We start from the raw sequence: 12,874 nt of genomic DNA on the forward strand, positions 1-12,874 counted from the left end.
ACGGATCGGCCAAACCACCCAAACACTGACCCAACGCAGCCTCTCTGTAACATTTAGCAACGATCATGGCGAACACTCCTCCCCTCCTCAGGATCGTCCGTCATGGCCACGCCTTCCTTGACCGCCGCCCAGGCCCGCGCCCGTAGCGCCAGACCACACCTTGATAAAAAGCCCGGCCTGCTGACGCTGGTGATTTTCTTTGCCGTACTCGGCAGCGGATTGCTGTTTACCGCCTACAGCCTGATGCACGACATGCACGAACTGGGCACGGTCGTGACCACCTGGACGCCGTTTCTGTTGCTCGGTGTGGCGCTGCTGATCGCCTTGGGCTTTGAATTCGTCAACGGTTTCCACGACACCGCCAACGCCGTGGCGACAGTGATCTACACCAACTCCATGGCGCCGAATCTGGCGGTGGCCTGGTCCGGGTTCTTCAATTTCCTCGGGGTGTTGTTGTCCAGTGGCGCAGTGGCGTTCGGCATCATTGCCCTGCTGCCGGTGGAGCTGATTCTGCAAGTCGGTTCGTCCGCCGGTTTCGCCATGATCTTCGCCCTGTTGATCGCCGCCATCCTGTGGAACCTCGGCACCTGGTGGCTGGGCCTGCCGGCCTCGTCATCGCACACGCTGATCGGTTCGATCATCGGCGTCGGCGTGGCCAATGCGCTGATGCACGGTCGCGACGGCACCAGCGGTGTGGACTGGGCCCAAGCCACCAAGATCGGTTACGCGCTGTTGCTCTCACCGCTGGTGGGCTTCGGCTTTGCCGCGCTGTTGCTGCTGGCCTTGCGTGCCTTCGTCAAGAATCGTGCGCTGTACAAGGCGCCGGTGGGTGACGCTCCGCCACCGTGGTGGATTCGCGGTCTGCTGATCCTGACCTGCACCGGCGTGTCCTTCGCCCACGGTTCCAACGACGGTCAGAAAGGCATGGGCCTGATCATGCTGATTCTGGTCGGCACACTGCCGATGGCGTATGCACTGAACCGCACCATGCCGGCGGACCAAGCCTTGCAGTTCGCCGCTGTGGCCGAAGTCACCCAGCAAGCCTTGGTGAAAAGTGCGCCGCTGCCGGCACCGGCCGATCCGCGTGCGGTGCTGTCCGATTACGTGCGCAGCAAGCAAGCGACGCCACAACTGGTCCCGGCCCTCGCCGCGCTGACCGGCAATATCGGTAACGAAGTGAAGGGTTATGGCTCGCTGTCGAAAGTCCCGGTCGAGGCCGTGGGCAACGTGCGTAACGACATGTACCTGACCAGCGAAACCATTCGTTTGATGGACAAGAACCAGGTCGGCCACTTCGACGCCGACACCCGCGCCAATCTGCAACTGTTCAAGCAACAGATCGACAACTCCACCCGGTTCATTCCGCTGTGGGTGAAAATCGCCGTGGCCATCGCGCTGGGCCTGGGCACCATGGTCGGCTGGAAACGCATCGTGGTGACGGTCGGCGAGAAAATCGGCAAGACCCACCTCACCTACGCCCAGGGCGCCTCGGCAGAGACTGTGGCGATGCTGACCATCGGCGCTGCCGACATGTTTGGCCTGCCGGTGTCCACCACCCACGTGTTGTCCTCGGGCGTCGCCGGGGCCATGGTGGCCAACGGCGGCGGCTTGCAGATGAAGACCATCCGCAACCTGATGATGGCCTGGGTGCTGACGTTGCCAGCAGCGGTCTTGTTGTCGGGGAGTCTGTACTGGTTGTTCACCAAGCTGTTCTGACTGGGCGCAGACCGCCGCGCAGGAGATAAACAATGACGCATCCCGGCCCATTCCTGTGCCGGGATTTTTTATCGTCGGCCAGAGCATTTCGCTGCAATCATTCGCAACCGCAGCTTTATTGATCCAGCAGGCGATGGATTGCACTTCAGTTTGTTACCGTGGTGCCGATGATTAAAAGACTCGATGCATTCAGGAGCGAGAACGTGAATCTGTACATCAATCAGCTTCAGCACAAAGCTGACTTCAAAGAAGCTATCTACGCAGGCGACATCTTCCTGAACACCCAGTTGAGCGCTGCCAGGGAACTCTGCGCGTTCGCTCAGGAAAGCATCACCGAAGCCTTCAACGGCGAGACCCGCCATCAGGCACTGCACACCCTGATGCCAGTGGAAGAATTCGTGGTACTGGTGACCCGCCTCAAGGGCCAGTTCACCAACAGCCAGCGGGCCAAGGACTTGATCCAGAGCTTCATCGATGAAATCGGTGTCGACCCGCGCGAATATATTTTCGACGTGCCGCGAATCCGCGTAGTGCCCAACTACGAGTACCTGCACGCGGGCGTCAGCTATGCCTACAAGCCCCATCGCGACACCTGGTACGGCAGCGTCGATTGCCAGATCAACACCTGGATGCCGGTGCACACCATCAGCCCCGACCAGACCATGATGATCAATGGCGGCTATTTCGACGTTCCGGTGAAAAACACCTCGAAGGACTGGAGCCTGTCCGACTGGATCAACAACCAGCGTCATCGCGCCAAGGAAAATCTCAAGGAAGAAGTACGGGTTCACCCGGTTCCACTGCAAGAGATCAACGCCTCTTCGGAACTGCGCGTGGCTGCCAATACGGGCGAAATGCTGATATTTTCCGGCTCGCACCTGCACGGCACCGTTCCCAACCATACGCAACAGACCCGCTTCAGCGTGGACTTTCGCCTGATGCACCTCGACGACCTCAAGCACAAGCGCGGCGCCATCAACGTCGACAGCGCCTGCCCTGACGTCGGCGCCGGCTTCAAAGATTATTTCCACGCCCACAACTTTTCGAATTTCCAGGGAATCCAGCAATGACCAAGCGTCGCATCACGCCCGCCGAGGCCCAGTACAACGAAACCCGCGCCAACGTCCTGAAACGGGTCGATGCCGAGTATGTGGCCGATGCGCCGTTCGTCTTTGCCAACCGCATTGGCGTGACCGCTGCCCTGTCGCGCATGGAGCTGTTCAAGAAAGTCGCCGAAATACCGGGCGCGATCATCGAGTGCGGCGTGTACAAGGGCAACTCGCTGATGCTCTACATGCACTTGTCGATGATCCTGGAACCCTATGCGATCAACCGCTCGATCATTGGCTTCGACACGTTCGAAGGCTTCCAGAGCATCGACAAGAAAGAAGACCCGGCCGACGTCAACGAGACCATGTTCTCCGACACCGACCAGTCGCTGATCCAGGACATGATCGACGCCAACGACCTGCTGCGCCCGGTCAACCGTATCCCGCGTTGCGAGCTGGTCAAGGGCGACATCGTCAAGACCGTGCCGGAGTGGGTCAAGACTCGCCCGGACCTGGTCGTCGCCATGCTGATCCTCGACACCGACCTGTACGAATCGACCAAAGTCGCGCTGGAGACGTTCCTGCCGTACATGCCAAAAGGCGCTGTCGTGGTGCTGGACGAAGTGGCTTACCGTAACTTCCCGGGCGAAACCAAAGCCCTGCGCGAAGTGCTGGACCTGAACAAGATCGAACTCAAGCGCCTGCCGTTTGATTCGTGCGTAGGCTACTTCCACGTTTAACGCATAGCCGGCCAGCCCGGCTACAAAACCTGTGGGAGCAAGCCCGCTCCCACATGGGTTATAGGGTGTTCTCAGGGTGTGGGGTGGATCACCTGCCCCAACCACGCCATGAACGCCCTCACCCGTAGCGGCAGATGTCGTTGCCGCGCATACAGCAGCGACACCTGCATGGACGGCGCATTGAACTGCGGCAACACCGCCACCAGTTCGCCACTTTGCAGGTACGGCTGCATGCCCGTCAGCGGCACCTGAATCAGACCGAAGCCCCCCAGACACGCCGACTCGTACCCATCAGTGCTATTGACCGTGACACTGCCGGCCATCGGCAACCGATGCACCTGCCCATCCATTTCATACACAAAGCCTTCCGGACGCGAGCCCAGCACGCCGACGTAATGCACCAGCCGATGCTGCGCCAGGTCCTCGAGCGTTTCGGGCACGCCGTAGCGTTGCAGATAGGCGGGGCTGGCACAGTTGACCATGGCAAAGTCGCACAGATGCCGGGCAACCACCGATTGATCCGGCTGCGCGCCGACCCGCACCACACAGTCAAAGCCTTCGGCGAGTAGATCGACACGACGGTCGGTGCTGCTGATCTCCAGCTCCAGATTCGGGTGTTTGGCCATGAACTCCGGCAGGCGCGGCAAGACGATCCGACGGGCCAGGATGTTCGGCATGTCGATACGAATGCGCCCGGCCAGTGACGCTTCGTCCTGGCGAAACAAGCCCTCGATCTCGTCCATGTGCGACAGCAGATCCTTGCTGCGTTCGTACAACACCAGGCCATCCTGAGTCGACTGCACCTTGCGCGTGGTGCGATGCAGCAGGCGCGTGCCGAGCAGCGCTTCCAGGGCCTGAACGTGCTCGGACACCGTAGAGCGGGGCAAGCCCAGGCTTTCACCGGCGAGTGTGAAACTCGACATTTCGCTGACACGGACAAAGGTGCGCAGCAGTTCCAGCTTATTCATCAGCCTTACCTATTGTTCGATATGAGCGACCAGTGATTCCGACTTCCTCCTGTTTATCACCCTGTACCGGATAAATAAACTTCCTCACATCAACCGCCCATTACCGTGAGGAAATCCCATGACCCGTAAAATCGCATTGATCACCGGCGCCAGCCGTGGCCTTGGCAAAAGCGCCGCCCTGCATCTGGCAGCTCAAGGCGTCGATATCATCGGCACTTACAACAGCCGCGCCGATGAGGCTCAGGCGCTGGTTGCACAGATCGAAAGCCTGGGCGCTCGTGCGGCCATGCTGCAACTGGATGTCAGCCAGAGCGAGCGTTTCAGCGCCTTCGGCGACGAAATCGCCCAACTGCTGCACAAACACTTCGATCAGCCGCACTTCGACTTTCTGATCAATAACGCCGGGGTGGGCAGCTATGCGAGCTTCGCCGAAACCACGGTCGAGCAGTTTGACCTGCTGATGAACATCCATTTGAAGGGGCCGTTTTTCCTGACCCAGACCTTGTTACCGTTGCTGAATGACGGCGGTCGCATCATCAATATTTCCACCGGCCTGACCCGTTTCAGCCTGCCGGGGTACGGCGCTTATGCGGCGATGAAAGGGGCAATGGAAGTGCTGACGCGTTACCAGGCCAAGGAACTCGGCGCGCGCGGGATTGCCGTCAACACCCTGGCGCCGGGGGCTATCGAGACTGATTTCGGTGGTGGCACGTTGCGTGATAACGCCGTGGTAAATCAGATGGTGGCGAGTAATACGGCGCTGGGTCGTACTGGCAAACCAGACGATATCGGCGCGGCGATTGCGCTGCTGCTGTCGCCGGGTGGGCAGTGGATCAACGGGCAGCGTGTCGAAGCTTCGGGCGGGATGTTTCTTTAAACGGCCACGTTTCATCAGATGAAACCCACTCCCTTGTGAGAGCGAGCCTGCTCGCGAAAGCGGTGTGTCTGTCAGCAATGATGTTGAAGCTGACGTCCTCTTCGCGAGCAGGCTCGCTCCCACAGGTTTTGTGTTTATCCGACTAGAGTGCACGGCTCATCATCAACCGCGCCCGCAGCACGTCATACCCCCAGTGATAGACATAGGTGTAGGGCAGGAAGAACAGCAGCACGCCGATGTCCAGCAGGAACGCCTGCCACAGGCTGACGCCCAGCCACCAGGCAATCAGCGGCACACCCATCGCAACCAGTCCGCCTTCGAACAACAGCGCGTGCACCACCCGGCTCCAGGCGTTGTGCGCGATTGCGTAACGCTTGAGCACGCGGTCAAACATGCCGTTGAACACCACGTTCCAGGCCAGCGCCAAACCGGCAATCAGCACCGTAACGAGGCCCATTTCCAGCAGCGGCTTGTCCATGATCCAGGCCAACAGCGGCGTGCAGATCAGAATGGCCAGGCACTCGAAACCGATGGCCTGGATAATACGTTCAGTGATGGATTTGTTGGCGTTCATGGCCGAACTCCGTGAGTGACTGTGGTTGCCATGATCCATCAGCACACCGATACTCCATAACCAATAACCATCGATCAAGGCGATAGTTCATGGCCTCCCATGAAGTGCTGTTGGCGTTTGTCCAAGCCGCGACCCAGGGTTCGTTTTCCGCCGCTGCGCGCAAACTTGGCCGCAGTCAGTCGACCGTCAGTGCGGCAGTGGCGAGTCTGGAAATCGATTTGAACCTGACGCTTTTCGACCGCAGCAGCCGCAAGCCGAGCCTGACCCCGGCCGGGCATGTGATGCTGCAACGGGCCGAGGAAATACTGGCGGCTACCAGCCGTATGGAAATGAGCGCCAGCCAGTTGTCCCAAGGCATCGAGCCGAAGCTGACGGTGGCGATTTCCGACACCTATCAGTCGGTGCGTTTCGAGGCCGCCTTGAGTGCATTCGAACAGCGTTACCCGGACCTTGAGCTGGAATGCCTGATCGCCGAGTGCGATGACCTGGTGGCGTTGGTGCAAAGTGGCCGCGCCCACGTCGCGTTTGCCGAAATGCAGGATCGCTACCCCCCGGACCTGGTCAGCAACACCGTGGAGGAACGCACGGAAATCGCGCTGTTCGTATCCCCGGCGCACCCACTGGCCGCGCTCACTCATGTCGATCAGAACGTGCTGCAACAGCACCGCGAGTTGCGTCTGGCAACGATCGTCAATCCGTATGAAAGCCGCGCCAAGGGCCGGGTCTGGTCGGCGCCGAGTTACCTGATGCTGCTGGAAATGGCCCAGGGCGGATTCGGCTGGGCGCCGCTGCCACGCTGGCTGGTGGAGCGGTTCGGCGCCGGGTCATTGGTGGAACTGGATGTGCGTGGCTGGCCAAAACCGGTGTTTGTCGATGCGCTGTGGTCGCGGCTGCATCCCCCGGGGCCGGCGGGGAGTTGGCTGTTGGGCAAGATGCTGGAATAGCGGTGCGGCCATTCGCGGGCAAGCCCGCTCCCACATTTGATCAGCTGTGAACGCAGATACGGTGGGCACCTCAGATCCAGTGTGGGAGCGGGCTTGCCCGCGAAGGGGCCAACAGCCACAGCATATATCCCGGATCAATCCAGCAACCTCAACCGCCCCTCGATAAACCGCCGCTCCGGCACCTGCTGCGTCAACTCAAGCGCCCGCTCATACGCCGTCCGCGCCTCCTCCACCCGTCCCAACTGCCGACAGAACTCCGCCCGCGCCGAATGTGCCAGGTGGTAGTCCAGCAACTGCCCCCGCGCCAGAATGCCTTCGACCAACGTCAGCCCCGCCAACGGACCATCACGCTGGGCCAACGCCGCCGCACGGTTCAGCTCGATCACTGGCGACGGCACCGCCCGCAACAGCACGTCATACAGCCCGACGATCTGCAGCCAGTCCGTTTCCTGCGCCGTAACCGCTTCGGCGTGCACCGCCGCAATCGCCGCTTGCAGGCAGTAAGGCCCAAAGCGCCGAGTGGTCAATGCATGCTGCACCAGGGCGCAGCCTTCGGCGATCAACCCGGCATCCCACAACGTGCGGTCCTGCTCATCCAGCACGATCAACTCACCGGTTTGCGAGGTCCTGGCCGGGCGCCGCGACTCGTGCAACAGCATCAACGCCAGCAGCCCCATGACTTCCGGCTCGGGCAGCAACTCCATCAATAATCGACCAAGACGAATCGCCTCACGGGTCAGGTCATCACGGGTCAACTGCGCGCCAATGGACGCCGAATAGCCTTCGTTGAACACCAGATAAATCACCCGTAACACACTGTCCAGACGCTCCGGCAATTCGGCCAGCGACGGCACCTGATAAGGAATTTTTGCGTCGCGGATCTTGGCTTTGGCGCGCACGATGCGTTGGGCGATGGTGGCGGGTGTCGAGAGAAACGCTCGGGCGATTTCTTCGGTGGTCAGGTCGCAGACTTCGCGCAGCGTCAGCGGTACTTGCGCATCGGCGGCCAGGGCCGGGTGACAGCAAGTGAAGATCAGGCGCAGGCGATCATCTTCCACGTCTTCGTCACTCCAGTCGGCCTGCTCCAGCGCCTGCATCTGAGCGATCAACATGGGCTGAGAGGCGTTGAACCGCGCCCGCCGGCGCAACCCATCGATGGCCTTGAAGCGCCCGGTGGACACCAGCCAGGTGCGCGGGTTATCCGGCACGCCATCGCGTTGCCAGCGTTCGACCGCGACGAAGAACGCCTCGTGCAAAGCCTCTTCGGCAAGGTCGAAATCGCCGAGCAAGCGGATCAGGGTCGCCAGAATCCGCCGCGAATCGTCGCGGTAAACCTGCTCGACCCGTGCCGAGACCGACTCCCCCGACATCAGTCGGGCATGCCTTCGGTCACCAGCGTCACCAGACGGTCGAGGCTCTGCCCCCACCCGTCGTGGAAGCCCATGGCTTCGTGCGCCTGGCGATCCTCTTCGTTCCAGTGCATGGCACGGGCGGTGTAGAGGGTTTTGCCACCCTGCTCCTGCAACGTCACTTCAGCCGACATGAACGGTTTGCCCGACGGGATCCAGCCGGGAATAAAAGCGTCGGTGAACACCAGTCGCTCCGGGGCGACGATCTCCAGAAACACGCCCATGGTCGGGTATTCACTGCCGTCCGGGGCGCGCATCAGGGTGCGAAACTGGCCGCCAACCCACAGGTCCATTTCGCACTCGGGGGTGGTCATGCCGTGCGGTCCCCACCACTGGGCGAGCAGCGCCGGCTCGGTCCAGGCGCGGAATATCTTGCGGCGCGGTGCGTTGATCAGGCGGCTGATGGACAACTCGTAAGGAGCGGCTTTCTGTTGTGCGGTCATGGGTGAACTCCTGTTTGTATTTTTTTATTCAGGGATCGTCGATCAAGGATTCAACTGGCGAACCGGGCGAACTTCGACACAGCCCACTCGGGCCGCCGGGATATTGCCGGCCACCTGAATGGCTTCATTGAGGTCACGGGCATCGATCAGGTAGAAGCCGGCCAGTTGCTCCTTGGTCTCGGCGAACGGGCCGTCGGTAATCGACAACTTGCCGTTGCGCATGCGCACGGTAGTGGCGGTTTGCACCGACTCCAGCGCTTCTGCGGCGAGCATCCGGCCGCTGCCCTGGATCGATTCGGCATAGGCCATGCACTCGGCATCCTTGGGGCTGTCGGGCAACGTATGCAGTTCGCGCTCGCTGCTGTAAACCAGGCACAGGTATTTCATCGCGGCTCTCCATTATCGGCTGGTCAACTATGGCTGCTGTCGGGAGTTTCGGCGAAAATCCCGACGATCAGGGTTGCGGACTGTTTTTTGCAGACACCCTTAGTCGTGTGGCGAAGGCCTGAATCGACAGCCGAAAATAAAAAAACTCGCCGAAGCAAACTCGCTAGAATCCGAAGCTCATCCGTGTTGGAAAAAGGACACTCCAGTGACAGCCCGACTCGTGCCTTACGAAAGCCTGAACGCGCTCCAGCGCCAGCAGGTCGAGGCCATTGAAATTCACGCCGAGCAAATAAAATTCTCCGGCGACATCCACGGTGCGCTGCACACCCTGTTGTCCAAACCCGGCCCCGGGGTCAAAGGCTTCGCCCTGCTGGTCGAGGATATTCCAGTGGCGTTCCTGCTGCTCAAGCGCCCGCCGGTCTTGCCGGACTGGGCCAACGAACACAGCGCCACCCTGCACGCCCTGCAAGTCGATCAACGCGCCCAGGGCAAAGGCTTTGGCAAAGCCTGCCTGCAAGCCCTGCCCGAAGTGGCACGCCAGGCATGGCCTGAGATCAAGGGGCTGGAGTTGTCGGTGGATGCGGACAACGACGCGGCCATCGCGCTGTACAGCCAGTTCGGCTTTATCGACAGCGGCGAGGCGTACAAGGGCCGGATCGGTTACGAACGGCGGATGGGGAGGGTGTTTTGATTGGTTGAGGGAAACGCACGGAGGCAGCTATGGACAACACTTCAAGGGTTCAGGCCATCATCTCCAGCGATCCTTTGCGCTGGCGCCTGCTTCAGCTCGTTCATTCCCTGAACCTGCCGGATTGCTTACGTTGACTGAACGGGCGCATTCGCGAGCAAGCCCGCTCTCACAGGGGATATTCGGTGGCTGACAGATCGTGGTTATAGGGTCAGCACCATCTCATGCCACGCCATCCCGCCATGATCCGACGCCGACGGCTGGATGTAGGCGAAGCCGAATCCGGCGTACAGCGGGATGTGCCGTTCCTTGCACATCAGGTGGATATTGGTTTTGCCCATGCCGCGCATCCGTTCGATGAACTCGCCCATCAGGCGTTTCGCCAGGCCCTGCCCCTGATAATCGGGGTGTACCACCACCGACATGATGACCACGTGCGGGCCGGCCGGGTCGTGGCCGATCAGTTCCTTGAAGGCTTCGTCTGACATTTCCACCTCGAACGCCGCACCGGAGTTGATGAAACCGGCTACGACGCCGTCGACTTCGGCCACGATAAAGCCTTCGGGCCAGGTGGCGATGCGGGTGGCGATCTTTTCCCGGGTGGCGGCTTCGTCGCCTTCGTAGGCCAGGGTTTCGATGGCGTAGCAGCGGTCCAGGTCAGCGGGGGTGACGTGGCGGATGACGGGGTTCATGGCGGCTCGAAATCAGCTGGGGAAAGGCTGCAAATGATAAAGGAATAAGGTGTTCATATCGATCACCCGCGGGGCCGTAAAGCCTGCGTATAGGCGCTTTCCTTGCCATTGGGTTCGGACTATTTGTATTCCCTGTCTCTGATCATCAATAGGGGAATCACCATGAGCAGCGTTCAGGTAGGGCTTCTTATGCTGTTGGGTATCAGCAGCTTCGGCTTTATTCATCTGGCCATCGACCTGTTGCGGGCGCGACGGTTGAAGCAGGGTAAATAAACAATCGAGAGGCGGACCAGCGGTCCGCCTCTCGCTGCTTTCAAGCCTTGAGCGGCAGCCAGATTTCCAGCACGCCGGTGTGCAGCTTGGGATTGTAGTCCTCGCTGTATCGCTCGAATTCCGGGGCATCCGCGGCTTCATGCCCGGACTGCGGCAGCCAGGTTTTCCAGATGTAATGAAAAGTGCGGGGCAAGTCGTCCAGCGAGCCTTTGTGCTGAAACACTGCGTAATGCTGGGGTTGAACCTCGATCCAGCGGTACTTCTCGGGCAAGTCGTCGAGTTTGCTGATTTCGACGCCGGCGATGTATTCGAAACTGCCCTTGCCATCGGGATTGCAGCAGATGCCGTAGGTTACTTCGTTCTTTTGCCCTGGAATTTTCCCCAGATGCGGGATGAATCGCTCCCAGAGTTCGGGGATTTTGTGCGTCGTCTCCGTGGTAAAACGCCCACCCAGCCCGGCGATGAGCAGAAAGTGCCCGTTTTCGAAGCGTGGTTCGGCCGTTTCGACGCGTGTTTGCTCATCCATGACTCGACTCCTGAAAACGATAAAAAAGTTGGGGTGCGGCAAAGGAGTATAGAAGCCAAACCCGATTCGCCCAATGACAGGCCCGCAAGCCGCCCGACGGCTGGTTTATTGCCTTACGCTCGGAAAAATCTGCTTACACAGTCTGGACAGGTTGCCATCACTGCCCTTATCTTCCGCCACAGGCCACCGCAGTGGCCAGCGTCGCTCGGACGGTTCCGGGCGCTTACGTTATTCCGAGGCAACAATGGCCGAACAAGGTTCGCCGCGCCGCTTTGCGCGCATAGATCGACTCCCCCCTTACGTGTTCAACATCACCGCCGAGCTGAAGATGGCCGCCCGACGTCGTGGCGAAGACATCATCGACTTGAGCATGGGCAACCCTGACGGCCCTACCCCGCCGCATATCGTTGAAAAACTGGTCACCGTCGCCCAACGCGAAGACACCCACGGCTACTCGACATCCAAGGGTATTCCGCGCCTGCGCCGGGCGATTTCCAACTGGTACAAGGATCGCTACGCGGTCGATATCGACCCGGAAACCGAAGCCATCGTCACCATCGGCTCCAAGGAAGGCCTGGCGCACTTGATGCTGGCCACCCTCGACCAGGGCGACACCGTTCTGGTGCCCAACCCCAGCTACCCGATTCACATCTACGGTGCCGTGATTGCCGGCGCCCAGGTGCGGTCGGTGCCGCTGATCCCGGGGGTGGACTTCTTCGATGAACTGGAGCGTGCCATTCGCGGCTCGATCCCGAAACCGAAGATGATGATCCTCGGCTTCCCGTCCAACCCCACCGCCCAGTGCGTGGAGCTGGACTTCTTCGAGCGGGTCATCGCCCTCGCCAAGCAGTATGACGTGCTGGTGGTGCACGACCTGGCTTACGCCGACATCGTCTACGACGGCTGGAAAGCCCCCTCGATCATGCAGGTGCCTGGCGCCAAGGACATCGCGGTGGAGTTTTTCACCCTGTCCAAGAGCTACAACATGGCGGGCTGGCGGATCGGCTTCATGGTCGGCAACGCGGAACTGGTCAACGCCCTGGCGCGGATCAAGAGTTACCACGACTACGGCACGTTCACCCCGTTGCAGGTGGCGGCGATTGCCGCGCTGGAAGGCGATCAGCAGTGCGTCAAAGACATCGCCGAGCAGTATCGCCAGCGTCGTAACGTGCTGGTCAAAGGCCTGCATGAGCTGGGCTGGATGGTCGAAAACCCGAAAGCGGCCATGTACGTCTGGGCCAAGATCCCCAAGGAATACGCGCACCTGGGCTCGCTGGAGTTCGCCAAGAAGCTGCTGGCCGAGGCCAAGGTCTGCGTCTCGCCGGGTGTCGGGTTTGGGGAATACGGGGACGATCATGTGCGCTTTGCGCTGATCGAAAACCAGGACCGGATTCGTCAGGCTGTGCGCGGGATTCGCGGGATGTTCAGGGCGGATGGGCTGGTACAGAAAACCATCAGCTGACCTGGATCATTGTGGGAGCTGGCTTGCCTGCGATGCAGGCACCTCGATGTGTCAGGAATACCGAGGTGATGCTATCGCAGGCAAGCCAGCCCCCACATTTGACCGAGTTCCTGCATTGGTTCAGCG

The 12,874-nt window shown here is 60.5% G+C and carries 14 protein-coding genes; 7 read left to right on the top strand and 7 right to left on the bottom strand.

The window, feature by feature from the left end; translation table 11 throughout:
• The first annotated feature begins 102 nt into the window (after positions 1-102).
• The 3 genes from POF45_RS08765 to POF45_RS08775 all read left to right on the top strand — a co-directional run bounded on the left by POF45_RS08765 (position 103) and on the right by POF45_RS08775 (position 3,505).
• The gene (locus POF45_RS08765; RefSeq protein WP_259495929.1) at positions 103-1,716 is read left to right on the top strand and encodes an inorganic phosphate transporter; all 1,614 of its coding nucleotides are present in this window, start codon (positions 103-105) and stop codon (positions 1,714-1,716) included.
• Between the two features lie 203 nt (positions 1,717-1,919).
• The gene (locus tag POF45_RS08770) at positions 1,920-2,786 is read left to right on the top strand and encodes a 2OG-Fe(II) oxygenase family protein (protein WP_282315526.1); all 867 of its coding nucleotides are present in this window, start codon (positions 1,920-1,922) and stop codon (positions 2,784-2,786) included.
• Positions 2,783-3,505, top strand: a complete 723-nt coding sequence (locus POF45_RS08775) for a TylF/MycF/NovP-related O-methyltransferase (RefSeq protein ID WP_123407245.1) — start codon at positions 2,783-2,785, stop codon at positions 3,503-3,505. The genes POF45_RS08770 and POF45_RS08775 overlap by 4 nt, the downstream gene beginning before the upstream one ends.
• A gap of 71 nt (positions 3,506-3,576) precedes the next feature.
• On the opposite strand, the gene POF45_RS08780 is transcribed toward POF45_RS08775, so the two are convergent.
• Positions 3,577-4,473, bottom strand: a complete 897-nt coding sequence (locus tag POF45_RS08780) for a LysR family transcriptional regulator (RefSeq protein WP_259495933.1) — start codon at positions 4,471-4,473, stop codon at positions 3,577-3,579.
• Between the two features lie 118 nt (positions 4,474-4,591).
• Between POF45_RS08780 and POF45_RS08785 the strand changes: the two genes are divergently transcribed.
• Complete coding sequence (locus POF45_RS08785; RefSeq protein WP_259495935.1) at positions 4,592-5,350, top strand: SDR family NAD(P)-dependent oxidoreductase; 759 nt, start codon at positions 4,592-4,594, stop codon at positions 5,348-5,350.
• Between the two features lie 142 nt (positions 5,351-5,492).
• On the opposite strand, the gene POF45_RS08790 is transcribed toward POF45_RS08785, so the two are convergent.
• Positions 5,493-5,924, bottom strand: coding sequence for a multidrug/biocide efflux PACE transporter (locus tag POF45_RS08790; RefSeq protein ID WP_259495936.1), 432 nt, complete (start codon positions 5,922-5,924; stop codon positions 5,493-5,495).
• Between the two features lie 89 nt (positions 5,925-6,013).
• Between POF45_RS08790 and POF45_RS08795 the strand changes: the two genes are divergently transcribed.
• On the top strand, positions 6,014-6,868 hold the full coding sequence (locus tag POF45_RS08795) for a LysR family transcriptional regulator (RefSeq protein ID WP_282315527.1): 855 nt from the start codon (positions 6,014-6,016) through the stop codon (positions 6,866-6,868).
• Between the two features lie 134 nt (positions 6,869-7,002).
• On the opposite strand, the gene POF45_RS08800 is transcribed toward POF45_RS08795, so the two are convergent.
• Genes POF45_RS08800 through POF45_RS08810 form a run of 3 tightly spaced genes read right to left on the bottom strand, consistent with a single transcriptional unit; the run spans position 7,003 to position 9,107 of the window.
• Positions 7,003-8,238, bottom strand: coding sequence for an RNA polymerase sigma factor (locus tag POF45_RS08800; RefSeq protein WP_282315528.1), 1,236 nt, complete (start codon positions 8,236-8,238; stop codon positions 7,003-7,005).
• Positions 8,238-8,720, bottom strand: coding sequence for an SRPBCC family protein (locus POF45_RS08805; RefSeq protein ID WP_282315529.1), 483 nt, complete (start codon positions 8,718-8,720; stop codon positions 8,238-8,240). Before POF45_RS08805 ends, POF45_RS08800 begins: the two co-directional genes overlap by 1 nt.
• Before the next feature lie 42 nt (positions 8,721-8,762).
• The gene (locus POF45_RS08810; protein WP_259495941.1) at positions 8,763-9,107 is read right to left on the bottom strand and encodes a YciI family protein; all 345 of its coding nucleotides are present in this window, start codon (positions 9,105-9,107) and stop codon (positions 8,763-8,765) included.
• Between the two features lie 205 nt (positions 9,108-9,312).
• Between POF45_RS08810 and POF45_RS08815 the strand changes: the two genes are divergently transcribed.
• Entirely contained in the window at positions 9,313-9,798 is a 486-nt protein-coding gene (locus POF45_RS08815; protein WP_282315530.1) for a GNAT family N-acetyltransferase, read from the top strand.
• Between the two features lie 200 nt (positions 9,799-9,998).
• On the opposite strand, the gene POF45_RS08820 is transcribed toward POF45_RS08815, so the two are convergent.
• Together POF45_RS08820 and POF45_RS08825 are read right to left on the bottom strand one after the other, a co-directional pair.
• A complete protein-coding gene (locus POF45_RS08820) occupies positions 9,999-10,487 on the bottom strand; it encodes a GNAT family N-acetyltransferase (protein ID WP_282315531.1) in 489 nt (162 codons plus the stop codon).
• Positions 10,488-10,800: 313 nt separating this feature from the next.
• A complete protein-coding gene (locus POF45_RS08825) occupies positions 10,801-11,286 on the bottom strand; it encodes a GyrI-like domain-containing protein (protein WP_259495946.1) in 486 nt (161 codons plus the stop codon).
• A 244-nt stretch (positions 11,287-11,530) separates the two neighbouring features.
• Between POF45_RS08825 and alaC the strand changes: the two genes are divergently transcribed.
• Entirely contained in the window at positions 11,531-12,748 is a 1,218-nt protein-coding gene (gene alaC, locus POF45_RS08830; protein WP_259495948.1) for an alanine transaminase, read from the top strand.
• Positions 12,749-12,874 lie beyond the last annotated feature (126 nt).

The sequence above is a fragment of the Pseudomonas fungipugnans genome (assembly GCF_029955235.1).
GTDB lineage: Bacteria > Pseudomonadota > Gammaproteobacteria > Pseudomonadales > Pseudomonadaceae > Aquipseudomonas > Aquipseudomonas fungipugnans.